Origin of the sequence: Polynucleobacter yangtzensis (assembly GCF_027924165.1) — a bacterium.
GTDB classification, from domain to species: Bacteria; Pseudomonadota; Gammaproteobacteria; order Burkholderiales; family Burkholderiaceae; genus Polynucleobacter; species Polynucleobacter yangtzensis.
Window position 1 is genome coordinate 814,032 of the sequence record NZ_AP026973.1, and the last position, 23,119, is coordinate 837,150.

32 protein-coding genes are annotated in these 23,119 nt (G+C 45.3%); 28 read left to right on the plus strand and 4 right to left on the minus strand.

The genetic code is table 11. From position 1 onward, the window contains the following. Positions 1-15: 15 nt before the first annotated feature. Positions 16-633, plus strand: a complete 618-nt coding sequence (locus tag QMF28_RS04240) for a class I SAM-dependent methyltransferase (RefSeq protein WP_281743411.1) — start codon at positions 16-18, stop codon at positions 631-633. 10 nt (positions 634-643) lie between these two features. Beyond that, positions 644-1,360, plus strand: a complete 717-nt coding sequence (locus QMF28_RS04245; protein WP_281743412.1) for a Crp/Fnr family transcriptional regulator — start codon at positions 644-646, stop codon at positions 1,358-1,360. Between the two features lie 81 nt (positions 1,361-1,441). Here the strand turns inward: QMF28_RS04245 and QMF28_RS04250 are convergent, their stop codons facing one another. Beyond that, a complete protein-coding gene (locus QMF28_RS04250) occupies positions 1,442-1,750 on the minus strand; it encodes a high-potential iron-sulfur protein (protein ID WP_215326902.1) in 309 nt (102 codons plus the stop codon). A gap of 200 nt (positions 1,751-1,950) precedes the next feature. Here QMF28_RS04250 and QMF28_RS04255 point away from each other — a divergent pair, with 200 nt between their 5' ends. From QMF28_RS04255 to QMF28_RS04290, 8 genes are all read left to right on the plus strand, one after another. After that, a complete protein-coding gene (locus QMF28_RS04255; RefSeq protein ID WP_281743413.1) occupies positions 1,951-2,535 on the plus strand; it encodes a rhodanese-like domain-containing protein in 585 nt (194 codons plus the stop codon). A gap of 214 nt (positions 2,536-2,749) precedes the next feature. Further along, positions 2,750-3,277: a YeeE/YedE thiosulfate transporter family protein gene (locus QMF28_RS04260; protein ID WP_281743414.1), complete on the plus strand. Its 528-nt coding sequence runs from the start codon at positions 2,750-2,752 to the stop codon at positions 3,275-3,277. Position 3,278: 1 nt separating this feature from the next. After that, on the plus strand, positions 3,279-3,845 hold the full coding sequence (locus QMF28_RS04265; RefSeq protein WP_281743415.1) for a DUF6691 family protein: 567 nt from the start codon (positions 3,279-3,281) through the stop codon (positions 3,843-3,845). Positions 3,846-3,862: 17 nt separating this feature from the next. Next, positions 3,863-4,096: a hypothetical protein gene (locus QMF28_RS04270; RefSeq protein WP_281743416.1), complete on the plus strand. Its 234-nt coding sequence runs from the start codon at positions 3,863-3,865 to the stop codon at positions 4,094-4,096. Between the two features lie 7 nt (positions 4,097-4,103). Next, a complete protein-coding gene (locus QMF28_RS04275; protein ID WP_281743417.1) occupies positions 4,104-4,730 on the plus strand; it encodes a DUF6969 family protein in 627 nt (208 codons plus the stop codon). A gap of 10 nt (positions 4,731-4,740) precedes the next feature. Next, a complete protein-coding gene (locus QMF28_RS04280; RefSeq protein WP_281743418.1) occupies positions 4,741-5,718 on the plus strand; it encodes a sulfurtransferase in 978 nt (325 codons plus the stop codon). 11 nt (positions 5,719-5,729) lie between these two features. Further along, positions 5,730-6,047: an ArsR/SmtB family transcription factor gene (locus tag QMF28_RS04285; protein ID WP_281743419.1), complete on the plus strand. Its 318-nt coding sequence runs from the start codon at positions 5,730-5,732 to the stop codon at positions 6,045-6,047. 18 nt (positions 6,048-6,065) lie between these two features. Next, the gene (locus tag QMF28_RS04290; RefSeq protein WP_281743420.1) at positions 6,066-6,284 is read left to right on the plus strand and encodes a YgaP family membrane protein; all 219 of its coding nucleotides are present in this window, start codon (positions 6,066-6,068) and stop codon (positions 6,282-6,284) included. 65 nt (positions 6,285-6,349) lie between these two features. Here QMF28_RS04290 and QMF28_RS04295 read toward each other — a convergent pair whose 3' ends face one another. Together QMF28_RS04295 and modB are read right to left on the minus strand one after the other, a co-directional pair. After that, positions 6,350-7,459 carry an ABC transporter ATP-binding protein gene (locus QMF28_RS04295; RefSeq protein WP_281743421.1) on the minus strand — a complete coding sequence of 370 codons (1,110 nt, stop codon included), beginning with the start codon at positions 7,457-7,459 and terminating at the stop codon, positions 6,350-6,352. Continuing rightward, positions 7,459-8,112, minus strand: a complete 654-nt coding sequence (modB, locus tag QMF28_RS04300) for a molybdate ABC transporter permease subunit (RefSeq protein ID WP_281743422.1) — start codon at positions 8,110-8,112, stop codon at positions 7,459-7,461. The genes QMF28_RS04295 and modB overlap by 1 nt, the downstream gene beginning before the upstream one ends. 112 nt (positions 8,113-8,224) lie before the next feature. Between modB and QMF28_RS04305 the strand changes: the two genes are divergently transcribed. From QMF28_RS04305 to mnmH, 17 genes are all read left to right on the plus strand, one after another. Next, complete coding sequence (locus tag QMF28_RS04305; protein WP_281743423.1) at positions 8,225-8,560, plus strand: ArsR/SmtB family transcription factor; 336 nt, start codon at positions 8,225-8,227, stop codon at positions 8,558-8,560. A 35-nt stretch (positions 8,561-8,595) separates the two neighbouring features. Further along, entirely contained in the window at positions 8,596-9,996 is a 1,401-nt protein-coding gene (gene soxC, locus QMF28_RS04310) for a sulfite dehydrogenase (RefSeq protein ID WP_281743424.1), read from the plus strand. Further along, positions 9,980-11,071, plus strand: a complete 1,092-nt coding sequence (locus tag QMF28_RS04315) for a c-type cytochrome (protein WP_281743426.1) — start codon at positions 9,980-9,982, stop codon at positions 11,069-11,071. Before soxC ends, QMF28_RS04315 begins: the two co-directional genes overlap by 17 nt. 81 nt (positions 11,072-11,152) lie before the next feature. Continuing rightward, positions 11,153-11,605, plus strand: a complete 453-nt coding sequence (gene soxY / locus QMF28_RS04320; protein WP_216239504.1) for a thiosulfate oxidation carrier protein SoxY — start codon at positions 11,153-11,155, stop codon at positions 11,603-11,605. Positions 11,606-11,659: 54 nt separating this feature from the next. Then, positions 11,660-11,968 carry a thiosulfate oxidation carrier complex protein SoxZ gene (soxZ, locus tag QMF28_RS04325; protein ID WP_068321433.1) on the plus strand — a complete coding sequence of 103 codons (309 nt, stop codon included), beginning with the start codon at positions 11,660-11,662 and terminating at the stop codon, positions 11,966-11,968. 52 nt (positions 11,969-12,020) lie between these two features. Continuing rightward, positions 12,021-12,836: a sulfur oxidation c-type cytochrome SoxA gene (gene soxA, locus QMF28_RS04330; protein WP_281743428.1), complete on the plus strand. Its 816-nt coding sequence runs from the start codon at positions 12,021-12,023 to the stop codon at positions 12,834-12,836. A 19-nt stretch (positions 12,837-12,855) separates the two neighbouring features. Continuing rightward, entirely contained in the window at positions 12,856-13,494 is a 639-nt protein-coding gene (gene soxX / locus QMF28_RS04335; RefSeq protein WP_281743430.1) for a sulfur oxidation c-type cytochrome SoxX, read from the plus strand. 49 nt (positions 13,495-13,543) lie between these two features. Beyond that, complete coding sequence (gene soxB, locus QMF28_RS04340) at positions 13,544-15,274, plus strand: thiosulfohydrolase SoxB (protein WP_281743432.1); 1,731 nt, start codon at positions 13,544-13,546, stop codon at positions 15,272-15,274. A 21-nt stretch (positions 15,275-15,295) separates the two neighbouring features. Further along, complete coding sequence (locus tag QMF28_RS04345) at positions 15,296-15,733, plus strand: DsrE family protein (RefSeq protein ID WP_281743433.1); 438 nt, start codon at positions 15,296-15,298, stop codon at positions 15,731-15,733. Between the two features lie 43 nt (positions 15,734-15,776). Beyond that, positions 15,777-16,697 (plus strand): MBL fold metallo-hydrolase, encoded by a 921-nt coding sequence (locus QMF28_RS04350; protein ID WP_281743434.1) that lies wholly within the window; start codon positions 15,777-15,779, stop codon positions 16,695-16,697. A 77-nt stretch (positions 16,698-16,774) separates the two neighbouring features. Then, positions 16,775-17,086 carry a hypothetical protein gene (locus QMF28_RS04355; protein ID WP_216214634.1) on the plus strand — a complete coding sequence of 104 codons (312 nt, stop codon included), beginning with the start codon at positions 16,775-16,777 and terminating at the stop codon, positions 17,084-17,086. A 21-nt stretch (positions 17,087-17,107) separates the two neighbouring features. Next, positions 17,108-18,229: a YeeE/YedE family protein gene (locus tag QMF28_RS04360; protein WP_281743436.1), complete on the plus strand. Its 1,122-nt coding sequence runs from the start codon at positions 17,108-17,110 to the stop codon at positions 18,227-18,229. A gap of 20 nt (positions 18,230-18,249) precedes the next feature. Beyond that, positions 18,250-18,687 carry a YeeE/YedE family protein gene (locus tag QMF28_RS04365; RefSeq protein WP_281743622.1) on the plus strand — a complete coding sequence of 146 codons (438 nt, stop codon included), beginning with the start codon at positions 18,250-18,252 and terminating at the stop codon, positions 18,685-18,687. A 1-nt stretch (position 18,688) separates the two neighbouring features. Continuing rightward, on the plus strand, positions 18,689-19,132 hold the full coding sequence (locus QMF28_RS04370; protein WP_281743437.1) for a YeeE/YedE family protein: 444 nt from the start codon (positions 18,689-18,691) through the stop codon (positions 19,130-19,132). A gap of 57 nt (positions 19,133-19,189) precedes the next feature. Beyond that, on the plus strand, positions 19,190-19,534 hold the full coding sequence (locus tag QMF28_RS04375; protein WP_216214643.1) for a protein tyrosine phosphatase family protein: 345 nt from the start codon (positions 19,190-19,192) through the stop codon (positions 19,532-19,534). Positions 19,535-19,556: 22 nt separating this feature from the next. After that, complete coding sequence (locus tag QMF28_RS04380; protein WP_281743438.1) at positions 19,557-19,976, plus strand: acyl-CoA thioesterase; 420 nt, start codon at positions 19,557-19,559, stop codon at positions 19,974-19,976. Between the two features lie 6 nt (positions 19,977-19,982). Beyond that, positions 19,983-21,068: a tRNA 2-selenouridine(34) synthase MnmH gene (gene mnmH, locus QMF28_RS04385; protein ID WP_281743439.1), complete on the plus strand. Its 1,086-nt coding sequence runs from the start codon at positions 19,983-19,985 to the stop codon at positions 21,066-21,068. On the opposite strand, the gene QMF28_RS04390 is transcribed toward mnmH, so the two are convergent. Then, positions 21,065-22,243: an acyl-CoA dehydrogenase gene (locus QMF28_RS04390; RefSeq protein WP_068321473.1), complete on the minus strand. Its 1,179-nt coding sequence runs from the start codon at positions 22,241-22,243 to the stop codon at positions 21,065-21,067. The genes mnmH and QMF28_RS04390 overlap by 4 nt on opposite strands. Positions 22,244-22,347: 104 nt before the next feature. Between QMF28_RS04390 and QMF28_RS04395 the strand changes: the two genes are divergently transcribed. Continuing rightward, positions 22,348-23,058 carry a queuosine precursor transporter gene (locus QMF28_RS04395; RefSeq protein ID WP_068321476.1) on the plus strand — a complete coding sequence of 237 codons (711 nt, stop codon included), beginning with the start codon at positions 22,348-22,350 and terminating at the stop codon, positions 23,056-23,058. Positions 23,059-23,119: the final 61 nt, after the last annotated feature.

A 23,119-nucleotide genomic window follows, 5' to 3' on the forward strand; every position in this document is an offset into this window, starting at 1 on the left:
CATCAAGATAAGCCCATGGGTTTCTCTGACGCTACCCGGTTCTGGAATGAACGCTTTGATAAAGAAGAGTTCATTTTTGGCAAAGAGCCAAATGAATATCTAGTTGAGAAGGCAAATCAATACCTAAAACCCAAGAGCAAGGTGCTATGCATCGCTGATGGTGAAGGGCGTAATGGTGTTTGGCTGGCCAAGCAGGGGATGCAAGTGATTGGCTTTGATGCCTCTGATATTGCACTAGCTAAAGCAAGGCAGTTTGCCAAAGATAATCAGGTCGAAGTTGATTATTCATTCTCAGATACTGATAGTTTTGCATGGCAAGCCAATACTTATGATGCAGTGATTGGCATCTTTATCCAGTTTGCCGATCCCGATATGCGCGAGCGCATCTTCAAACAGAGCTACGAAGCCTTGAAGCCAGGCGGCATCTTTATTCTGCAAGGCTACACACCAAAGCAATTGGAATATAAAACTGGTGGACCAAGCTTAATAGAGCATCTCTACACAGAGGAGTTAATCCGGGATCTTGTGAAAGAGTTTCAGATACTTGAGCTAGTGAGCTATGAAAAAGAGCTCTCTGAAGGCCCAAGACATACTGGTATGTCCGCAATCTTAGGTTTGGTTGCTAAAAAGTGAGTTTTCTCTTATGAAGACCATTGAAATTAAAAGTGCATGGCAGGGTAACAGCGATTGCAATGCATGTTCTATTCGTAGCTCAGCATTATTTGCCGAGTTGAATGAGGAAGATTTTTCCAAAATTCATTCGCCGATTGATGATCTGCGCTTTGAGGCTAACTCAGGCATCTACACACAGGGTGAGTCTGCAGAGTATCTTTATACATTGCGCGAAGGTTATATCAAGCTGTTGCACGTTAATTCTGACGGCTCAAGCAGAATCGTACGTTTAGTTATGCCTGGCGATCTTTTTGGCATGGAAGCACTGCTAGAGGAAAGCTACGCCCATTCCGCTAGCGCTTTATCGAATGTGCATTTATGCCGTATTCCAAAAGCCATCATCTCCAGCCTAGGGGAAGAGTCGCCACGTTTACATCGTCAGATAGTAAAAAAATGGGGCGAAGCTTTAGCTCAATCTGAATCCTGGTTTTCTGAAATTAATACCGGTCGAATTGAGGTGCGCTTGGCTCGCTTTTTTCTCAGAGTGGCAAAGGTGTCTGGAGAGATGGCGGTTGCACCGCTCTTTAAACGTGAAGATATGGGCTTAATGATGGATGTGAAGTTTGAGACTATTAGTCGAGCCCTTGCCTCAATGGCCGAGCAGGGGCTGATTTCCAATATCAGCAGATTAAGTATTCAGATTCCGAATATGGAAAAGCTTAAAAGTTTTTCTCAAGCAGGGGCTTAAAGTAAATAGAAATAGGCAAGAGGAAATAAAAAAGACTGCCGTAGCAGTCTTTTTTACCTTAGTGCTTAACTAAATATTTAATTAAGCCTTCTTAGCGTAAGCAGAGCACCAGCCTTTGCCGGCAACTTTCTTGGTGCCGAATAAAGAGCAGCCGCCAGTCGCATCGCCTACTTTACCTTGGAACAAAGCGCAGTTATCACACTCTTGACCAGCAGCGTATTTAGCATATTTAGCTTTATCTACAGTAGTTGCAACTGCCTTGTAACCCAATGCAGCAGCCTGTGGGTCAGTTTCAGCAACCATTGCTTGAGCTTGAACTTTGCCGTTCAATGCCAAAGTACAGGCACCAGCAGCAGACAAAATCATAAATTGACGACGACTATTCTTCATAAAGACTCCAGTGTTCAGGTAAGTATAAAAATTCAAATAACTAGCTATGTTGGATATTAAAGGGGATAACACCTTCAACAATAGGGGTTTCTCTGTATTAAGTTTAGCAAGTCTAGGCCTCACACTACGTAAATATGCATAAATGCGTATATAAACATTTAAATCACTGTTTTGCGACAAAATAATACATAGAGGGTTTTATGAAAAAGTTTATTTCTCTTGGTCTGATGTTGTTTTCAGGCCTCGTATCAGCACAATCTGCTGTACCTGCAAGTCCTGAGCTACTGCAGATTATTGATAAATCCACCAATTTTGTCGTTAACACCCCAAGGGGTCCGGTAGAAATCACTCGTGTGATGACGCCTTGTGCCAAGAATAAAGGCTGGTTGCAGCCATTGATTCCTATCAAGGGCGTTGTGCCAGTTGATGAGATTGATGTGCTTAATGCATTAAATGATAAGGATTCATTGGTGGTAGATATGCGCGTTGTCGATGACCGCGTAAAGGGAACAATCCCTGGTTCAGTCGGCATACCGTACACCGAAGTAGCGATGCGTATGGATGAGTTAGGTTGCAAAAAGCCTGCTGCTGGTTCAACCAAGTGGGATTGCTCTAAAGCGAAGAAGGTCTATGCATTCTGCAACGGTCCTGTTTGTCCACAAAGTCCAATGGCAATGGCTGCGATGACACGCGACGGCTTCCCAGCAACGAAGATTTATTACTATCGTGGCGGCATGTTGGACTGGGATGCGTTGGGATTAACAACTGTAAAGGGTGAGTTCTGATCCTTTTAACTTAAGATCCGATATTCAAAGGGGCCGAGCCCCCTTTTTTATTGTCTGATGCCTGCATTAGGACCCATTCAGCACACTAGGTCCATTCATTCATGATGTAGATCAAATTCTGTCGACTTGTTTGCTTGCTCCTATTGACATTGCAATTTAAATTGATAATATATAAATGTATATATTATTTAAACCTTAAATGAGGTCAGTAAAGATGGTAAATAAAGCAGGGCAGGCGAAACCAGCGCCGTATATGAACCCATTGCTAGCAGGCATCCTGCTTGGAATGGTTCTATTGGCAACTTTTGTGGTCACGGGTCATGGACTTGGGGCAACAGGATTTACCACTCGCTTAACTGCATGGGTTGGAATGTATGTTGCACCAGTTACCACTAATGCAAATGATTATTTGGGTGGAATGGTGGAAGAAGGCAAGCCTTTAAATGCCTGGATTACCTGGCAGGTGATCGGAGTAGCTTTAGGCGCATTGCTATCTGCATTCCTAGCAAAGAGAATTCACATTCAGATGGACGGCAAGAAGTTTCTCGGTGGCGCTAAGCGTCCGATGACGGCATTGTTTGGCGGTATCTTGGCAGGCTTTGGAGCACGTGTAGCTGCAGGTTGCACCAGTGGTCTTGGATTGTCTGGCGCCGCGGTACTCAGTTTGGCTGGATTTACTTTCCTTGGCACATTCTTTGCGGTGGGTTTATTAGTAAGCCGCTTCTTGAAAGAGGAGAAATAAGATGAGCGAGATACTTTCAGGGCTTCTTTTAGGCGCTGCATTTGGTTTCGTTTTGGAGCGTGCGGGTTTTGGTAATCCTAATAAATTAACTGGCCAATTTCGGCTAACGGATTGGTCAGTGTTTAAGGTCATGTTCACCGCTATTGTGTTTGCAGCAGTTGGACTCATGGTTTTAGAAAAGGCTGGGTTGGTGGACGCTGGTAGTTTGTTTGTGCCTCCAGCATTCTTGGGCGCAGCTGCATTGGGTGGAGCGCTTGTTGGTGCTGGCTTCGCAATTGGTGGGTATTGCCCTGGAACATCAGTGGTTGGCTTAATGTCTGGTCGCATTGACGCAGCAATCTTTTTACTTGGATTGCTTTTGGGTACCGTTGTTTTTGCTGTTATTTACCCAGAGATAGAGGTCTTAACTACTTTAGGCGAATTTACTAAAGCGGATTCATTGCCAGATGCTTTCAATATCTCAGATTGGTCCATTGATATCGGAATGATTGTTGCGGCCGTTGGTGTTTTTGTCTTGGGCTCTTGGATGGAGAAGAAATCCAAAGGTCCCGTTAGTTCTCAAGCTTAATCATTAAAAGGAAATATATGTCTAAGAAATCAACTGTAGCCGCATTGGCACTTGCCTTGGCGGGTTTATCTGCAGCACCGCTCGCCCTTTCTGCTGATGCCCCTGCGAATCCAACAAGCTCTGAGCAAAAGAATCCTTGCGGTCCTAAAAAAGAAGCCTCCAATCCTTGTGGTCCAGCAAAGAAAAAGGCAGCTAACCCATGTGGACCGGCAAATCCTTGTGGACCTAAAAAGCGTAAGGCAGCGGAGTAACTTTTACATGCTTACTCAATCCAATCTTTGGTTAGCTGCTCAGAAGCTGGCAAACATTCAAATGCAGTACGCCAAATCTGGACGTACTTTGAATGAAGCCGCTTTATGTGGCGCCAAGGATTTTGTTGAGTGGCAGCACTATCCGAGCAATGATTTAGCTGATGCGAATAGTGGATATGAGTTTTATTACCATGCGCATTCAGCTGATGAGATGGTCGATGGAGAGCATGGACATTTTCATGTGATCAAACGGGATGCAAAGAGCTTTCATCATCTTGTTGGTATTGCATTGGATCAAAAGGGCCTGCCAACCCGCTTATTTACAACAAATCAGTGGGTCACAGGCGAGGAAATGATTGATTCGGACTTAGTCATCAAGTCCTTAAAAGGCTTTGAGATGGTGGTCAAAGGTCGTATGGCACCAGTAAGTAACTGGGTGGGCGCACTTATTCAATTATTTAGCGCAGAAATTGAAAAATTGATTGTGGGTCGTGAGCAAAAGATTAGATTGCTAGAGGTCGAATGCGGCGGTCGTGAGAATGCACTGAATTCTAGAAAGCATCATGTGTTAACGGAGTGCAAGATTGATCTGCTGGGTCGTCTTTCAGAGAATTTATTGGTAGTTAATTCATAAGGGAGTAGAAATGAAAAAGATTCAATGGGCAGCAGCTCTTGTCTTGGCTAGCATGGTAAGTTTCGTGCAGGCTATTACATTGCCTGGGCCAGTAGTTAGCGCTGATTGGCTTGCTGCAAACCAATCTGAAGTGCAAATTCTGGAGGTAAGAGGCGATGTGGCTAGCTATGTACGTAGCCCTGAATTTGAAGTCGATAAAAAGACTGGAAAAAAGATGCTGGTAGAGGTTGGTGGCCATATTTCAGACTCTAGCTTGTTAGACTTTAAAAAGGTTAGAGCTGATCGCATGATTGATGGAAAAAAGATTAAATACTTGATTCCTGAAAAGGCAGATTTTGAAAAAATTATTCAAGCTGTTGGCGTTAATTCTGACAAGCCTATCGTTTTGGTACCAATTGGGTTGGATATTTCCGATGTGGACGAAGCCCTACGAGCCTATTGGCAGTTCAAGGTTTATGGTGAAGACAATATTGCCGTTTTAGATGGTGGCATGGCAGGCTGGCTTGCTGAAGGTCGTGAATTTGTAGTTAGCCCCTCAACCAAGACCGGTGGAAACTGGACTGCAAAAGCAGAGCGCAAAGAATTGATTGCCAATTCAGAACAAGTAGCCTCTGCATCAAAAAGCGGTAAGGTAAATTTGATTGATGCTCGTCAACCAGCACAATTTTTTGGCCTAAGTAAACGTGACTATGTAGGTGCTTATGGACATATTGCTGGTGCAAAAGAATTAGCCCCGGAGTTGTTGGCAAAAACATCAAAGGGTGCACTATATTTTTGGGATAAAAATACCTATAACGCTTTATTAACAGCAAACGGCATTAATCCAAAATCACCAGCTATTAGTTATTGTAATAGCGGCCATTTGGCAGCTGGTGGTTGGTTTGTATTGTCAGAGCTGGTAGGTAATAAATCAACCAAGTTGTATGACGGCTCCCTATATCTATGGACTCTTGAAGGCCGTCCATTGGTAGGTGTTCCGCTTAACTAAGAATGCCTGTCATGTCTCTTGTTGCCGCCAACATCAATCTACAAAAGATGCAGTCATCAGCAGACGATGCTTGTCGCTTAATGAAGGTTCTTTCTAATCGAGATCGGATGTTGTTGTTGTGTCAAATTAGTCAAGGGGAGAAGTGCGTAGGTGAGCTGGAGGCATGCCTTGATATTCAACAGCCAACCTTATCTCAGCAGTTAACTGTTTTAAGGAATGAAGCGTTGGTGAAAACCAGAAGAGAGGGCAAGCAAATTTATTACTCGCATTCCAATCATGTTGCCTTAGAAGTGATGAATGTGCTTTATCAAAATTACTGTAGTAAATAATTTAAAAGGAGCTTTAATATGAAATGCAATGTTGGCGGTATTGATCGTATGTTACGCATGGTAGTGGGCTTGGTATTAATTGGTCTGGCTGCAACTGGCACTGTTGGTGTCTGGGGCTGGATTGGTGTAGTACCGCTTGCAACAGGTCTATTTAGATTCTGCCCAGCCTATCCATTATTAGGAATTAATACTTGCGGTACTGATTCCTCATGTGGCAGCGGTGGTTGCTGCAAATAAGTCTTGCTACATAAGGCAAAATCTAGAAGGGGTGCTTAGACTTAAACACCCCTTCTACTTGACTCTTAGTGATCTACAAATCGTCTTGGATCATTAATTGGGCGCAAGGGCATGATATGAATTTGATCGCCATCAAATTCAATATGCATTTGACTGCCAACTTCCATTCCCAGTCTTTTAACTTCAGATGCTGATGCTACCCACTCGATTTTGTGTGAGCTATTCTGAATCTGTAACTGCACAACAGCAATTTGTCCTAGGCTGCTAATTTCTGCGGTGGTAGCTGGAATGCTGGATGAGGTCGGAGTGTTATTGATTCTTAATCCATCCTGTGGAATCACCCAAGCAACTTGCGCGTTTGAAGGAATCTTTCCTTTGTCAGCCACAGTAAAAGTTTTTTCACAGCCATCCCAAGTGAGATTTCCTGCATTAAATATTCCATGAAACATATTGCTGATGCCTACTAACTCAGCAACGCGTGAATTGCGGGGTTTTTGAAATAACACTTGTGGTGGAGCCGTTTGCAGGCTAATGCCGTTATCAATTACGGTAATGCGGTCAGCAAGTAGATCGGCCTCACGCAGGTCATGCGTAACCAACAGAATTGGAATGTTCAAGTCCTTGCGTAAATCTGCGAGGGTTTTGTAAAGACTCTGACGGGTTGGTGCATCTACTGCGGAGAAGGGCTCATCTAGTAACAAAATCTTTGGCTGCCGAGCTAGAGCTCTGGCAAGCGCAACGCGCTGCTGCTGTCCGCCAGAAAGTTGGTTGGGTAAACGATGAGCAAGCTCTGCAATTCCCATACGATTTAACCAATCTTGAGCAATTTCTTTGCGCTCACTTACCTCATAAGTGGAATTTTGCAGTGGGATGATGACGTTTTCAACGGCGGAAAGATGTGGAAAGAGGGCGTACTGTTGAAATAAGAAGCCGCAAGAGCGTTGTGCTGGGGCTAGGTTTTTAATTACCCCCGAAAGTTCGCTCGCTTCAAACCAGGTTTCTCCATCACACTCAATTTTCCCGAACTTGGCTTGACTCAGTCCGGCGATAGTTCTAAGGGTGCTGGTCTTGCCGCTACCAGACGGCCCTACAAGAGCATGCAATTGACCAGGAGCGCACTCCAAGTTGATTTGCAATGGATTGGGGAGAGTTTGGTTAATTTTGAGTTTGAGCATTAGCCTCTCCCTTTACCCTGTTGGGTGGCGCTTCTTCCAAAGACGCCATAAGAGAGCGCAATCGCAATCAGTGAAATTCCCAGAAGAAGCAATGCAAGCGCCCCAGCGCCGGCAGTATCAAAGCTCTGTACTTTGTCGTATATGGCAATGGATACCGTTTTGGTTTCCCCTGGGATAGCGCCCCCGACCATGAGGACGACCCCAAATTCCCCAAGAGTATGAGCAAAAGTCAGTACGGCTGCGCTGGTAATGCCTCTCCAGGCTAGCGGAAGCTCAATTAAACGAAAGATTTGCCAATTGGATAAGCCGCTTACTTGGGCGGCTTCGCGAATTTCGGGATTAATGGCTTCAAAAGCGCGCTGAATCGGCTGTATGGCAAAAGGCAGGTTAACTATGAGGGAGGCAATCAAGATGCCGGTAAAGGAAAAAACCAATGGAAAGCCCAAAAAGCTCTTCCCGCCCAGGCCAACCAGTAGGTAATAGCCTAAGACGGTTGGAGGCAAAACGAGTGGCAGAGCTAAGGCTGCCTCTACCCAGGGCTTGCTTCTGTTGAGGCTAAGCAGGCTATGTGCCACCCAAACCCCAAAAGGGATAATGAGAGCCAAAGTCCAAAGTGCCAGCTTTAGCGAAAGAAGGATTGCGTCTATATCCATCGTTTTGATTGTATTGCTAAGCAATATAGGGTAACTCACTATACCGATTTAACCGCTTCAGGAGTCCAATATATGCGTATACATGCATATATATTACAAGGCGATGATTTAGGTGAAATCTAGGGTTCAAAAAGCAACAAAAAACTTATCTCCGAAACAGATGGAGAAAGTGTTCTCTCAAGTCGCCGCCTATTTCAATGTGCTGTCTGAACCAGCGCGCCTTCGCATTATGTATTCAGTCTGCAGCGGAGAAAAGTCTGTAACTGAGGTTGTTGAAATGTGTGGCTCAAGTCAGGCGAATGTTTCAAGACATCTTTTAGCCTTGCATAAAGCGGGAATATTGCTCAGACGTAAAGAGGGTGTAACGGTTTATTACTCAATTGCAGACAATGCAACTGTAGAAATGTGTCAGTCAGTCTGCGCAAAGATTGCTGAAGGTATTCATTAAGTTTTGCAGTAAATCACTTTTCAAGTAGAGGTCAAATGACTAAGAAGCAAATTGAATTAAATGTCGAGGATATCTCGGCAGTTGAAAAGCCGGCAAATAGAGCCCGCTTAGTTAAAGCGCCAGAGCACTTTATCTCTCAAGAGTTAATTGCCGACATCAACGCCAATGGCCTTGATGAAACGCGCCGTGGCTTCTTGCGCAAAGGCTTCATGTCTGCAGTTGGCGGAGCGGCAGCAGGCTTGGCTGCACCACTGGCATTTGCTGCAGGCGAGGGCGACCCAGCAATTTTAGAAAAGCAAGAATGGCAAACAACACTTGGTAAGAACGTTGCCACCATGCCTTATGGCGTGCCCTCTATTTATGAGGCAAATTTAATTCGTCGTGAGTCACCTGGCTTAACGCGTGTATCAGCAGCATCGGTTGCCTTTACACCTTTGCAGGGCTTGTTCGGAACAATTACGCCAAACGGTTTGCACTTTGAGCGCCATCACCAAGGTTGGTACAACTTAAATCCTGAGACCCATCGATTGATGGTGAACGGTATGGTGAAAAATGCTCGCGTCTTCACTATGAACGACTTGATGCGTTTGCCTTCTGTTTCTCGTACTCACTTTATTGAGTGCGGAGCAAATACTGGTCTGGAGTGGGGCAACGTTGCTGTCCCGACAGTGCAATACACACACGGCATGTTGTCCTGCTGCGAATTCACAGGCGTGCCGCTCAAGGTATTGCTTGAAGAGTGCGGCGCCGATTTGAAAAAAGGCAAGTTCTTGCTTGCTGAAGGTGGTGATGGCTCTGGCATGACTCGCACCATTAATCTGGAAAGCTGCCTAGATGACACTATCGTAGCCTGGAGTATGAATGGCGAGATGCTCCGTCCAGAAAACGGTTTCCCATTGCGCTTGGTAGTGCCTGGTGTCCAGGGTGTTAGTTGGGTTAAATGGCTGCGCCGTCTTGAAGTGGGTGATATGCCCTGGAATGCAAAAGATGAGGCGGTTCACTATATTGAGCTTATGCCTGATGGCATGCATCGCCAATACGCATCTATTCAAGAATGTAAATCTGTCATTACTACACCGTCTGGTGGTCAGCAATTGCTTGATAAAGGTTTTTATAACGTAAGTGGTATGGCTTGGTCTGGTCGCGGCAAGATTAGGCGTGTAGATGTTTCATTTGACGGCGGTAATAATTGGCGTCAAGCACGTCTCGAGACTCCTGTGCTCACCAAGTCAATTACACGCTTCAATATTGATTGGGTTTGGGATGGGTCGCCTGCAATATTGCAATCTAGAGCGGTTGATGACACAGGTTACATCCAGCCTTCAATTAAAACTTTGCGTAATGTTCGTGGTACACGTTCGATTTATCACAACAATGCAATTCAGTCTTGGAAATTAGATTCAAACGGCGAGGTGAGCAATGTACAAGTTGGGTAAATCGATTGCTCGTTTAGGGCTGTTGTCCGCAGCGTTATTGGTCGCTAATCTTGCCTATGCGCAAGGAACGCAGGGGTCCGCTAAGTTTCCTGGAGTCGGCCGTAATGCCACTCCAGCTGAAGTAGCTGCTTGGGATATTGATGTGCGCCCTGATTTCAAAGGATTGCCAAAAGGATCTGGTTCAGTTGAACAAGGTCAGACCATTTGGGAGGCCAAGTGCGCTAGTTGCCACGGTATTTTCGGTGAATCAAATGAGATCTTTACGCCGATTACTGGCGGTACCACTAAGGATGATGTTAAGACTGGAAGAGTGGCTTCTCTTGCTGATATGAAGCAGCCACAGCGAACCACTTTAATGAAGGTTTCTACTGTTTCTACTTTATGGGATTACATCTATCGCGCAATGCCGTGGAATGCACCAAGATCCTTAACTCCAGATGAGACGTATGCTTTAGTTGCTTTCATCTTGAGTATTGGTGAAGTCGTTCCAGATGATTTCGTTCTCAGCAATACTAATATTGCTGAAGTACAAGCCAAAATGCCTAACCGTAACGGCATGACTAGAAAGCATGGCTTCTGGAACGTGAAAGACAAACCTGATGTCAATGGTTCTGCTTGTATGAATAATTGCGTAGCATTTGTTCAAATCGGCTCTACCTTGCCTGATTTTGCGCGTGATGCTCATGGCAATATCGCAGATCAAAATCGTATGTATGGCCCGTATCGTGGTGCCGATACTACCAAGCCGCCTGTTGCAAAACTCCCTGGCGCAGCGGGAGAGGGTCTAGCGCATGCTAAAGATACTCATGCCAATGCCCCTAAGGGTGCTGCAGCGTTATTTAAGAATGAGAATTGCTCTGCCTGCCATGCACCAAATGCCAAGTTGGTCGGACCATCCATATCAGATATTTCGGCTAAATATAAAGATCAAAGTGGCGCTGTAGATAAATTGATGGCCAAGGTTAAGAATGGTGGAGCTGGAGTTTGGGGTTCAATTCCGATGCCACCACAAGCGCAATTGTCAGATGCAGATCGTAAAGCACTAGTTGAATGGGTGCTTTCAGGGGGCAAATAAGGGCTGCTTAGGTAATAACCAGTATGGTTTATCAGAAAGCAGATAATATATTCACAGTAAGAGATTAATAAAGGAGTTTTTATGAATCAGCAGCGACGCAGTTTATTGAAATATTCAGCCGTTTTCGGCTTGATGGCTTCTGCGGGTCTTATTAGCGTAGCCCAAGCTCAAGAGTGGAATAAAGCCGCTTTTGAAGGCAAGAGTCTCGATGATGTATTCAAAATCTTGGGAGCAGGTAGCCCAGATAAGTCTGGTGCAGTCACTTTGAATGCCCCTGACATCGCAGAAAATGGTGCAGTTGTGCCGGTCGGCATTGTAACTACCCTTAAAGCAGAACAAATGGCAATCTTGGTTGAGAAAAACCCAAGCGCCTTAGCTGCTCAATTCTTCATTCCTGCTGGCACTGAGCCATTTGTTACTACACGTATCAAGATGGGTCAGACCTCCAATGTATACGCTTTGGTAAAAGCCGATGGCAAATGGAGCATGGCCGTTAAGGAAGTGAAAGTTACTTTGGGTGGTTGCGGCGGTTAATCCCCCAACATATCTGAATACCATTAATTAATTACTAGATTACAAGAGGAAAACATGGCTGATCCAATGCGCGTTAGAGCTGCTGAGAACGGTGGAATTGTGGATGTAAAAATTTTGATGAAACACGACATGGAATCTGGTCAGCGTAAAGACGCTTCTGGCAAGACAATTCCAGCTTGGTTCATCAGCACAATCAATGTCAAAGCAAATGGCAAAGATGTATTGAATGGTCAATTTGGTCCAGCGGTTTCTAAGGATCCATTCTTGAACTTCAAATACAAGGGCGCTAAGGGCGACAAGATTGTTGTGAGTTGGGTAGATAGCAAGGGTGACAAGCGCACCGACGAAGCAACCGCTTCTTAATTGCTCGTCTCCATAGATTTTTACTATCACCTGAGTTTTGAAAGGGTTGCAAATGCAGCGTAAATTAACTTTAGGGTTGGCCTCAGGATTGATGGCCACCTTATTAGCAGTGTCATCGTCAGTCTCTGCGCAAAAAAGTGCAACAGACGATATCGCTAAATATCGCGAGATGATCGCTGATGGCAACCCTTCAGAGCTCTATGAAGCAGCCGGTGAAGATCTATGGAAAAAACCAGCAGGTCCTAAAAACGCTACTCTTGAGAAGTGCGATTTAGGTCTAGGCGCAGGTGTTGTGAAGGGCGCAGCAGCGCAGTTGCCGCGCTACTTTAAAGATACCAACAAGGTGCAAGACCTCGAATCACGATTGATGACTTGTATGCAAGTCCTCCAAGGTCGTGATCCGCAAGAAATGATTGATGCTCCATTCCAAAAAGGTCCTAAGAAGGATATGGAGGCGATCGTTGCTTACGTAGTCACTGCATCTAAAGGCGACAAAATTAAGGTGAGCACCAATCATCCTAAAGAAAAAGAAATGTATGAGCTCGGTAAGCGCGCATTCTTCTTTCAGGGTGGCCCAATGGACTTCTCATGCGCATCTTGTCATGCTGAAAACGGTAAACGTATTCGTTTGCAAGATTTGCCTAATTTAACGGAGCAAAAAGGCGCCGCTATGGGTTGGGGTTACTGGCCAGCATATCGCGTTTCAAGCGGTCAGTTCTGGACGATGCAGCAGCGCTTGAACGATTGCTATCGTCAGCAGCGTTTCCCATTCCCAATTTATGGTTCAGATGTAACGATTGCTTTGTCTATGTATATGGCAAAGACTGCCAACGGCGGAACAGTTGAAACTCCTGGATTAAAGCGTTAAGAGATAAGAGACATAGATCATGAAAAATACAAATATCAAAAAGCTCTTGACTATTGCTGGATTTATTGTTGCTTCAAGCTTGTTACAAAACGTAGCTGTAGCACAGCAAAAGAATGATCCAAGGTTTAATAAGATGATGACTGATAGCTTCAGGGCAGAGGGCATTGCGGGATTAGATCGTATTCAGCAAGACGAAACGCAAAAGTTCTGTTCAGACCCTGTGTTCGCTAATAGCAAGCAGGGTGAAAAGATGCGCGACAAGATTCAGAAAATCAATATGGCTTCAATCAAGCAGCCATCTGATGGCAAATATATTGGCGACTGGAAGAAGGGCGAGGCAATTGCTCAAAGTGGTCGCGGTGCAACCTGGACTGACAAGGCTGACACTGTAGTGGGCGGTGGTTGCTACAACTGTCATCAGATCGACCCTAAAGAAATTTCTTATGGAAACATCGGACCATCATTGACTGGTTACGGAAAGCTACGTGGTTATTCGCAAGAGGTGGTTACTTACACCTGGAATCGTATTAATAATTCCAAGGCGTATAACGCCTGTAGCAATATGCCGCGATTTGCACACTTCAAGCTCTTAAATGAGCAGCAGATTCAGGATGTTATGGCTTTACTGCTTGATCCTGCTTCTCCAGTTAATCAATAACGAATCAAAGAACAGGCCGACAGGCCTGTTTTCTTAAGGGAATACTTATATGTCACTAAATCGTCGCGACTTTCTGCAGGCTTTAGCTATTGCATCAGCGGGCGGATTGAGTTTGCAGTCCAATTTCGTAAATGCTCAAAGCACTGCACAAAAGTTTTATGACTTACCTAAATTCGGAAATGTACATTTTTTGCATTTTACGGATTGTCATGCGCAACTACTGCCCATTTATTTCCGTGAACCCAATGTAAACCTTGGTATTGGCGCGCAAGAGGGCAAGACTCCGCACTTAGTTGGCGAGTATTTCCTAAAGGCTAATGGCATTGCACCAGGTACACGTGATGCCCATGCATTTACTTACTTGGATTACGTTGCTGCAGCCCAGAACTACGGCAAGATGGGTGGCTTCGCCCATATGGCTACATTGATTAAGCAAATCAAGGCAAATCGCCCTGGCTCGCTCTTATTGGATGGCGGTGATACTTGGCAGGGTTCTGGTACGTCTCTTTGGACCAATGGCCAGGATATGGTTGACGCGGCTTTGGCGTTGGGCGTAGATGTCATGACCCCGCATTGGGAAATGACTTTAGGTGAGAAGCGTGTGATGGAAATCGTGAATGGCGATTTCAAAGGCAAGGTCTCATTTATTGCTCAAAACATTAAGACGTCTGACTTTGGCGATATGGTGTTTAACCCATACGTCATGAAAGTTCAGAACGGTATTCAGGTTGCCATTATTGGCCAGGCCTTCCCGTACACCCCGATTGCAAATCCAAGATACTTCACCCCAGACTGGACCTTTGGTATTCAAGAAGAGAATATGCAAAAGACCATTGATGAGGTTAGATCTAAAGGGGCTAAGGTAGTAGTGCTTCTGTCGCATAACGGTATGGACGTTGACCTAAAGATGGCATCGCGCGTGCGTGGTCTAGATGCAATCCTGGGCGGCCATACTCATGATGGTGTGCCCATTCCAGTTAAGGTAAAAAATGCGGGTGGTGTAACGCTTGTTACTAATGCGGGATCCAATAGCAAGTTCCTGGGCGTACTCGATTTTGATGTGAAGGGCGGCAAGCCGGTCGACTTTAGATACAAGTTGTTACCAATCTTCTCCAATATGATTCCTGCTGATCCAACGATGAGTAAGTTGATAACCAAAATTAGAGCGCCATTCGAAGCTAAGTTAAATGAAAAATTAGCCACTACTGAAGGCCTCTTGTATCGTCGTGGCAACTTCAATGGTAGCTTTGATCAACTTATCTTAGATGGCCTCATGGTGCAGAAGAATGCGGAGATTGCATTCTCACCAGGCTTCCGCTGGGGCACCAGCCTGTTGCCAGGTCAAGCAATCACACGCGAGAACCTGATGGATCAAACGGCGATTACTTATCCATACACTACGGTTACCAATATGAGTGGTGAGACCATCAAGACCATTCTTGAGGACGTGGCAGACAACTTATTTAATCCGGATCCATATTACCAGCAGGGCGGTGACATGGTTCGCGTTGGCGGCATGCAATACACCATTGATCCCGCACAAACAGCTGGCAAGCGTATTACAGATATGCGTTTAAACGGTAAACCTATTGAGGCGAGTAAAACTTACAAAGTGGCAGGCTGGGCACCGGTTAGCGAAGAAGCAAAGAATGCTGGCGGCGAGGCGATCTGGGATGTGATGGAACGTCACCTGCGCGATGTCAAAGTGGTTAAAGCGGTCAAGCTCAATGAGCCAATTATTAAGGGCGTTTCTAATAACCCTGGCATGGCCCCAATCTAATTTATTACTGAGGATGTACGCATGAAAAAATTACTCTCTATTCTTGCCATATTGACTTTGGCTTTTGGCTTTAGTTCTTTTGCCTCAGCACAGTCGACTGGCAACACCAAAGTGGTTTACCACATTGATGATGCTGAATCACAAGGTCTTAAAGGTCTGCGCAATATCCGCAATCATTTGGATGTAGCGCCACAAACCACCATTATTGTGGTGACTCATGCCAATGGCGTCGACATCATGATGGAGGGGGCGAAAGATAAAAAGAATAATGTGGAGTACGCACCTTTGGTTGGCGCTTTGAAGTCTCGCGGTGTGAAGTTTGAGGTTTGCGAGATTACCCTCAAGAATCGTAACTTGAAAAAAGATCAGTTCACTTTAGATGCTGATTTCACACCATCGGGCGTGGTTCGTGTTGCCGATCTGCAATATAAAGATGGTTTTGCTTACATCAAGCCTTAAACAGTCTTGTATGAATTGCTTCAAAAGTCTTACAGGGATCCTGATGGGATCCCTTATCTTTTTGGGTTCTGCTTTTGCTCAGAGCAAGCCTAGCGATACGATTCAGCTAAAGCCAATACAGGTAGCGCCTCATACCTATTTTGTACAAGGCTTCCCTGAAATGGGAAGCAGCGCCAATCAAAACTTTATTTCTAACGCTGGCTTTGTAGTGACTCCAGGCGGAGTGGTTGTTGTAGATGCCTTGGGTTCGCCGATTCTTGCACAAAAGCTCATTGCTGAAGTCAAGAAAATTACACCACAAAAGATAGTGGCTCTCATCGTGAGTCATTACCATGCTGACCATGTTTATGGATTGCAAGAGTTTAAAAAAATTGGCGCAAAGATCTATGCGCAAGGTGAGGGTAGAAACTACCTCTCTTCTGAAACTGCTAAGCAACGCTTGGTTGCTTCAAGAATCGATTTCGCTCCTTGGGTTAATGCAAATACTAAGTTAATCTCTGCGGATGTATGGGTGGGTCTAAAAACAAAGCTAACGATTGGTGGAGTGGATTTCTTCGTAAGTAGAGTTGGGCCTGCGCATGCTCCTGAAGATCTGATGGTGTATGTGCCGTCTGAAAAGGTGCTGTTTGCAGGAGACTTGGTATTCAGGGGTCGCATTCCATTTGTTGGAAACGCCGATAGCAAAGGATGGCTGATTGCTCTAGATGAGATTGAAAGACTCAACCCTAATATTGTGATCCCAGGGCACGGCAATTACTCGGTTAAGCCAGCTGAAGACATCGCCTTTACCAGGAATTACCTCAAATATTTGCGTCAATCCATGTCTCAAGCCGCAATTAACCTGGATCCTTTCGAGGATGCCTATAAACAGGCCGACTGGTCTGAATACGAGGGGATGCCCCTGTTTAGGGCCGCCAACCGGATGAATGCCTACAACGTCTATCTGTCGATCCAGGCTGAGTAAGACAAGCAACTAAGCCAAATTCAGCCATTGGGCCTTAAAATAGAAGATTAATGCTAAATCCTTGATTTGTAATGAAAATGACTTTTCTCCGATCTATCTCAGCAATCGCATTCAGTGCCCTTATTAGCACTCCAGCGCTCGCTGCTCCAGATTTGGCTAATGGCAAGACCATAGACCAGCAAAAATGCTACGCCTGTCATGCCAAGAAAACCGGCTTTGGTAATGGCGACATGATTTACACCCGCTCTGATAGCAAGGTGAAGTCGCTGGCTGACTTGAAAAAGATGGTTGGTCTATGCAATACCGAACTACGGCTTGATCTGTTCCCGGAGGATGAAGCGGATGTTACGGCTTTTCTCAATAAACAGTTTTACAAATTTAAACCCTAATTTTTTCAAGATTTGATCGCTATGGATGTTGTGGATATTAGTTCGTTAAGCAAGTCCGTTCTCTGGGCTACTTTTGCCATCACCTTTTTTCTGGGTGCTGTTATGCAGAAAACTGGGTTTTGCAGCATGGGCGCAGTTTCTGACATTTTCATCATGTCGAGCTGGGGTCGTTTAAAGCAATGGTTTTTGGCTATTGGAGTTGCCATTATTGGTTTCACCCTGATGTCCTATGTTGGCTTGATTGATCCACTCAAAAGTTTTTACACCGGCAACAAATTTTTATGGCTTTCCACAATCGTTGGAAGCGTTTTATTTGGCCTGGGTATGGTTTTAGCGTCAGGGTGTGGCAGCAAAACCCTGATCCGTATTGGCGGCGGTAACCTAAAGTCCGTCGTGGTATTTATGGTCCTCGGATTGACGGCCTATATGACAATGCGCGGTTTCCTGGGTGTGGTACGCATCAATACTTTGGATACATTCTTTATCGCCTTTAATACTCCACAGGATTTACCTAGCCTTTTGAGTGCGCCCCTTGGCATTGCTCGCCCCCAACTTCATCTAGCTCTAGGATTGATCATTGGCGCAGCATTCATTGCTTATGCCTTAGCCAGCAAAGCTTTTTGGACTGCTGAAAATCTATTTGCAGGCATCGCCGTAGGATTGGCAATCTGTGCTGTATGGTGGGTATCAGGCAACCTAGGATATGTTGCCGAGGATCCAAATACTTTAGAAGAAGTATTTTTGGTGACGAATTCAGGTCGCATGGAAAGTCTTTCGTTCGTTGCACCTTATGCCTATTCCTTGGATTGGTTGATGATGTACAGCGACACATCTAAAGTAGTCACAGTGGGTATTGCCGCTGTTGTAGGAATGATTTTGGGTTCTGCTGCGGTATCGATTGCAACTAAATCATTCCGCTGGGAGTCCTTCCGCAATACTGAAGATACCGCTAATCATTTAGTTGGCGCTGCGCTGATGGGTTTTGGTGGTGTAACTGCTTTGGGTTGTACAGTAGGGCAGGGCTTGAGCGGCATCTCCACTCTTGCTATTGGTTCGATACTGGCTTTGCCTGGATTTATCTTTGGGGCTTATATAGGCCTACGTTATTTACAAATACGCCTTGCTCCTAACCCTTGCAGTTAATTGTTAAATACGGCTAAATGATGCAGATTGATTGGATGTCTTTTACCCCCATTCCTTCCTTATTAGGCGGGATGATTCTGGGGGTTGCGGCTGCCTTATATGTTTTATTGCATGGTCGCATTTTGGGTATCAGCGGAATTGTTTCTGGCTTGCTACATCCTAAATTGACTGATTCAGCATGGCGTATTGCTCTGGTGCTTGGTTTGATAACCGCACCTTTTCTGGCAGCGTTATTTTTTGGCATATTTCCGGTAGTGGAAATTGAAGCGGATTGGATCGCGATTGCGATTGCTGGTCTTCTTGTGGGCTTTGGTGCTCAATATGGATCAGGCTGTACTAGTGGTCATGGTATTTGCGGCCTTTCACGTTTATCGCCACGTTCATTAGTTGCCACCCTCTCTTTTATGGGCGCAGGATTTATCACTGTTTACGTGCTTCGTCACTTGATCGGATTTTGAGATGAGAAAACATTTCAGCCTCTTTGGTCAGTATGCAATTGGTGTGCTATTTGGTTGGGGTTTAATTATCTCCGGCATGAGTAATCCACAGAAGATCTTGGCATTTTTAGATTTAGCTGGCAACTGGGATCCATCGTTAATGTTCGTCATGATGGGCGCTGTGATTGTTGGCTTAGCGGGGTTCTATGTTGTGAGCAAAAGAACTGAAGCTTTCTTTGGAGGGGCGCTGCATATCCCTACACGCAGAGATATTACTAAGCCATTGATTATTGGCAGCTTGATTTTCGGAGCTGGCTGGGGAATCGCTGGCTTTTGTCCCGGTCCAGCCTTGGTTGCTCTGGGTGCTGGCCACCTGAAAGCCCTGGTGTTCGTGGTTGCCATGCTGGCTGGCATGGAGATCTGCGAGCGCTTCTTTACAGCCCATAAGAGTAAGCCAAACCTCTGAGTCAGCCCTGATTTAAAATCAACCCTATTGCATAATTTATTGAATGTAGAGGGTTTCATGAGTCTTCCTATTTCTTGCCATAACGCTCAGTTTGGCACTCTCGGTCAGATCGACCCAAGCCATTTGGCTGAAATTGCCAAACAAGGCTATAAGAGCGTCATTAATAACCGTCCTGATGGAGAGGGTGGCCCAAGCCAACCTTTGAATGCTGCAATTCAAGCAGAAGCAGAAAAGCTGGGCTTAAATTACGTTTACTTACCAGTGGTGCCAGGTGCATTCACTCCGGCTCAAGTACAAGAAATGGCTCGTCTCTTAAAAACTTTGCCTGGACCAGTTCTCGCTTTCTGTCGCTCTGGTGCACGCTCTACTAATTTGTACCAACTTGCTTTGCAGCTTGGTTAAGCTAAAGAGTACTCGCTAAACCATGCGCATCACCATTCCCGAAGAACGAAAATTAGTACATGAGATGATCATGCCTATTCGTTGGGGCGATATGGATGCGTATGGGCACGTGAACAATACTATTTACTTTCGCTTCATGGAGCAGGCCCGTTGTGAATGGATTACTGCAATGGGTTACGAAGTTGCTCCCGGTCGCGAATCCATGTTGATGCTGAATGGCTTTTGTAATTTTTATCAACAACTCTCGTTCCCAGGCGATTTGATATTAAAGACCTCCATTGGCGCCATTGGCAGAACTAGTTTGGACGTCTATACCAGCATGGCTTTAACTACCTCGCCTGAAGTCGAGGCGGCTATTGGTGGCGCCACAATGGTTTGGGTAGATCTCACCACCAATAAATCAGCGCCTTGGCCTGAACATATTTTGCAAAAGTTGCGCTAGTCTATCGTGCAACCCAGCAATCCACATATCTTAAGAGTTGATCAATTTTTATCTGAGCTAGATCAGTTTGATCTCGTGATTGATGTAAGGTCTCCAGCAGAGTTTGCTTTAGATCACATTCCTGGCGCAGTGAATTACCCCGTTCTTGATAATGAAGAACGCGCAAAAATAGGAACGCTTTATAAACAAGAGTCTCCATTTGCAGCTAAAAAACTGGGTGCAGCTTTAGTATCTAAAAACATTGCCACTCATCTTGAAAATCACTTTCTAGAATTACCCCGTGAATGGCGTCCATTAATTTATTGCTGGCGTGGTGGTGAACGCAGTGGCGCCTTTACTCATATTCTCAATCGGATTGGTTGGAAGGCTAAACAGCTAGAAGGTGGTTACCAAGGTTTTCGTCGTACGGTGATTGATGGTCTAGACCAAGCGGCTGGTCAATTTTCATTTCATGTTATTTGTGGAATGACGGGCAGCGGTAAGACGCGAGTACTTCAAGAAATTGGCGCTCTAGGGGCCCAAATCCTTGATTTAGAGGGGCTAGCAGTTCATCGTGGCTCGGTGCTTGGTAATGAGCCTAATGAAGACCAGCCATCGCAAAAAGGTTTTGAGACTGCGCTATGGAATGCCTTACGTTCGCTTGACCCAGCTAAGCCGGTATTTGTGGAGTCCGAAAGCAAGAAGGTAGGGGGCTTACACGTACCTGATGCTTTAATGGAAAAGATTCGCAATGGGTCTTGTATTGAATTGAGATCGACCACTCAAACACGAGTGTCCTGGTTAATTCGTGAATACCATCACTTTCTAACCGATACCGATAATTTCAAGCGTAAGTTAGCTTTGTTGACTGCTCATTATGGAAAAGTGCAGATTGCTAAATGGAACGAGGCAATTGATGCGGGTAATTTTCCGGAGCTCGTTGAAGAGTTGCTGGTAAAGCATTACGACCCATCCTACCAATCATCTATTGTCCGTAACTTTCCCCAATACAGAATTGAGAACTTTGTACAACTAGATGATGATAGTGATGAGGCCTTTGCCATAGCAGCAAAGGCCATCGTCGGTAAGCTAGGCGTTCAATTGGCTGATTAACTAAAGGCCTGAATGCCTGTTTGTGCACGACCCAAAATGAGGGCGTGAATATCGTGAGTACCTTCATAGGTATTAACGACTTCTAAGTTCAGCATGTGACGCACGACGCCATACTCATCTGAAATACCGTTACCACCATGCATATCGCGTGCCATACGAGCAATATCCAAAGACTTGCCGCAAGAGTTACGTTTCATGATGGAAGTGATTTCTGGGGCAGCAATGCCTTCATCTTTCATACGACCTAGACGTAAGCAGCCCTGAAGTCCTAAGGTGATCTCAGTTTGCATGTCAGCTAATTTTTTCTGAATCAATTGATTCGCAGCGAGCGGCTTACCAAATTGCTTGCGATCCATGGTGTATTGGCGTGCGGCGTACCAACACCATTCAGCAGCACCAAGTGCTCCCCAGGCAATGCCATAACGTGCTGAGTTTAAGCAGGTGAAGGGGCCTTTGAGGCCTTCAATTTCAGGGAATTCATTTTCAGCAGGTACGAACACTTCGTCCATGACGATTTCACCAGTGATTGAAGCGCGCAGACCCATCTTGCCGCTGATCTTTGGTGCACTTAAGCCCTTCATACCCTTTTCAAGGATGTAGCCACGAATGATGCCCTCATCATTCTTTGCCCAAACTACAAACACATCTGCAATCGGGGAGTTGGAGATCCACATCTTGGAGCCAGTTAAAGAAAATCCGCCAGGAACTTTCTTGGCGCGAGTAATCATGCCGCCAGCATCTGAGCCATAGTTAGGCTCTGTTAAACCAAAGCAACCAATCCATTCGCCGCTGGCTAATTTAGGAAGATATTTTTGCTTCTGCGCTTCGCTACCAAATTCATTAATTGGAACCATCACCAAGGAAGACTGCACGCTCATCATGGAGCGATATCCAGAATCCACACGTTCGATTTCACGGGCGATTAAACCGTAGGAGACGTAGTTCAGATTTGCTCCACCATATTGTTCGGGAATGGTGATTCCCAAAAGACCCAGTTCACCCATTTCGCGGAAGATGGCAGGATCGGTGGTCTCATTACGATAGGCATCATGAATGCGCGGCATTAAACGGCCTTGAGCATATTCAGCAGCAGCGTCACGAACCATGCGCTCTTCTTCAGTTAGCTGGGTATCAAGAAGTAGGGGGTCTGCCCAGTTAAAACTTACTTTACTCATTACCTTGTCATCCTCTATGCAGTGTTGTTGTTACTTTTTGCCTGCGCCCTGCGAATTTTCAGGAATGCAGATATTCTCTTTCTATTATCCATTTTTCTGGACTTATGGACTCGCCTAGACGTCACCATCGCTATTACGACCTCATTCTGACTGCCTTTGTGGTGGTTTTGTTGTGTTCGAACTTTATTGGCGCTGGTAAGGCGGCTGTAATTGATCTTCCGTATTTCGGGACTGTGCCATTTGGTGGAGGAATTCTATTTTTCCCCATCGCCTATTTCTTTGGCGATATTCTCACGGAAGTCTATGGGTACGCATACGATCGAAGGGCGGTTTGGGCAGGCTTTGCCGCTCTTGCATTTGCCGCAATCATGGCGCAAATAGTTATAGCTTTGCCGGTTGCACCTGGTGATTACATGGCTAATTATCAGCACGGGCTAGAAACGGTATTTGGAAATTCTTGGCGTATTGCCTTAGCTTCCATGTTTTCTTTCTGGTGCGGAAGCCTGGTCAACAGTTATGTATTGGCAAAGATGAAGATATGGACCCAGGGCCGTGCTCTATGGATGCGCACGATCGGTTCTACAGCGGTAGGTGAGATGGTCGACTCCTCTTTTTTCTATATGTTGGCGTTTTACGGTATCTGGCCAACCCATGAAATCATTCAGGTGGCCTTGGCGCAGTACGTTCTCAAGACATCCTGGGAGGTCTTGGCAACCCCATTGACTTACTTGGTCGTGAACTACCTCAAACGTAAAGAAAACGAGGATTTCTACGATATTCATACGAATTTCACCCCATTTAGGGTCAAAGTCTAAGCAAGACCACGGCTTCCTGCCAGCAAAGACGTCTAAGCCGTTAAAATAACGGTCTTTGCCC

Bases quoted from the DNA above. Each gene is read 5' to 3' on its own strand.
- QMF28_RS04240 (WP_281743411.1), top strand. From the start codon at position 16: ATGGGTTTCTCTGACGCTACCCGGTTCTGGAATGAACGCTTTGATAAA.
- QMF28_RS04245 (WP_281743412.1), top strand. From the start codon at position 644: ATGAAGACCATTGAAATTAAAAGTGCATGGCAGGGTAACAGCGATTGC.
- QMF28_RS04250 (WP_215326902.1), bottom strand. From the start codon at position 1,750: ATGAAGAATAGTCGTCGTCAATTTATGATTTTGTCTGCTGCTGGTGCC.
- QMF28_RS04255 (WP_281743413.1), top strand. From the start codon at position 1,951: ATGAAAAAGTTTATTTCTCTTGGTCTGATGTTGTTTTCAGGCCTCGTA.
- QMF28_RS04260 (WP_281743414.1), top strand. From the start codon at position 2,750: ATGGTAAATAAAGCAGGGCAGGCGAAACCAGCGCCGTATATGAACCCA.
- QMF28_RS04265 (WP_281743415.1), top strand. From the start codon at position 3,279: ATGAGCGAGATACTTTCAGGGCTTCTTTTAGGCGCTGCATTTGGTTTC.
- QMF28_RS04270 (WP_281743416.1), top strand. From the start codon at position 3,863: ATGTCTAAGAAATCAACTGTAGCCGCATTGGCACTTGCCTTGGCGGGT.
- QMF28_RS04275 (WP_281743417.1), top strand. From the start codon at position 4,104: ATGCTTACTCAATCCAATCTTTGGTTAGCTGCTCAGAAGCTGGCAAAC.
- QMF28_RS04280 (WP_281743418.1), top strand. From the start codon at position 4,741: ATGAAAAAGATTCAATGGGCAGCAGCTCTTGTCTTGGCTAGCATGGTA.
- QMF28_RS04285 (WP_281743419.1), top strand. From the start codon at position 5,730: ATGTCTCTTGTTGCCGCCAACATCAATCTACAAAAGATGCAGTCATCA.
- QMF28_RS04290 (WP_281743420.1), top strand. From the start codon at position 6,066: ATGAAATGCAATGTTGGCGGTATTGATCGTATGTTACGCATGGTAGTG.
- QMF28_RS04295 (WP_281743421.1), bottom strand. From the start codon at position 7,459: ATGCTCAAACTCAAAATTAACCAAACTCTCCCCAATCCATTGCAAATC.
- modB (WP_281743422.1), bottom strand. From the start codon at position 8,112: ATGGATATAGACGCAATCCTTCTTTCGCTAAAGCTGGCACTTTGGACT.
- soxC (WP_281743424.1), top strand. From the start codon at position 8,596: ATGACTAAGAAGCAAATTGAATTAAATGTCGAGGATATCTCGGCAGTT.
- QMF28_RS04315 (WP_281743426.1), top strand. From the start codon at position 9,980: ATGTACAAGTTGGGTAAATCGATTGCTCGTTTAGGGCTGTTGTCCGCA.
- soxY (WP_216239504.1), top strand. From the start codon at position 11,153: ATGAATCAGCAGCGACGCAGTTTATTGAAATATTCAGCCGTTTTCGGC.
- soxZ (WP_068321433.1), top strand. From the start codon at position 11,660: ATGGCTGATCCAATGCGCGTTAGAGCTGCTGAGAACGGTGGAATTGTG.
- soxA (WP_281743428.1), top strand. From the start codon at position 12,021: ATGCAGCGTAAATTAACTTTAGGGTTGGCCTCAGGATTGATGGCCACC.
- soxX (WP_281743430.1), top strand. From the start codon at position 12,856: ATGAAAAATACAAATATCAAAAAGCTCTTGACTATTGCTGGATTTATT.
- soxB (WP_281743432.1), top strand. From the start codon at position 13,544: ATGTCACTAAATCGTCGCGACTTTCTGCAGGCTTTAGCTATTGCATCA.
- QMF28_RS04345 (WP_281743433.1), top strand. From the start codon at position 15,296: ATGAAAAAATTACTCTCTATTCTTGCCATATTGACTTTGGCTTTTGGC.
- QMF28_RS04350 (WP_281743434.1), top strand. From the start codon at position 15,777: ATGGGATCCCTTATCTTTTTGGGTTCTGCTTTTGCTCAGAGCAAGCCT.
- QMF28_RS04355 (WP_216214634.1), top strand. From the start codon at position 16,775: ATGACTTTTCTCCGATCTATCTCAGCAATCGCATTCAGTGCCCTTATT.
- QMF28_RS04360 (WP_281743436.1), top strand. From the start codon at position 17,108: ATGGATGTTGTGGATATTAGTTCGTTAAGCAAGTCCGTTCTCTGGGCT.
- QMF28_RS04365 (WP_281743622.1), top strand. From the start codon at position 18,250: ATGCAGATTGATTGGATGTCTTTTACCCCCATTCCTTCCTTATTAGGC.
- QMF28_RS04370 (WP_281743437.1), top strand. From the start codon at position 18,689: ATGAGAAAACATTTCAGCCTCTTTGGTCAGTATGCAATTGGTGTGCTA.
- QMF28_RS04375 (WP_216214643.1), top strand. From the start codon at position 19,190: ATGAGTCTTCCTATTTCTTGCCATAACGCTCAGTTTGGCACTCTCGGT.
- QMF28_RS04380 (WP_281743438.1), top strand. From the start codon at position 19,557: ATGCGCATCACCATTCCCGAAGAACGAAAATTAGTACATGAGATGATC.
- QMF28_RS04390 (WP_068321473.1), bottom strand. From the start codon at position 22,243: ATGAGTAAAGTAAGTTTTAACTGGGCAGACCCCCTACTTCTTGATACC.
- QMF28_RS04395 (WP_068321476.1), top strand. From the start codon at position 22,348: ATGGACTCGCCTAGACGTCACCATCGCTATTACGACCTCATTCTGACT.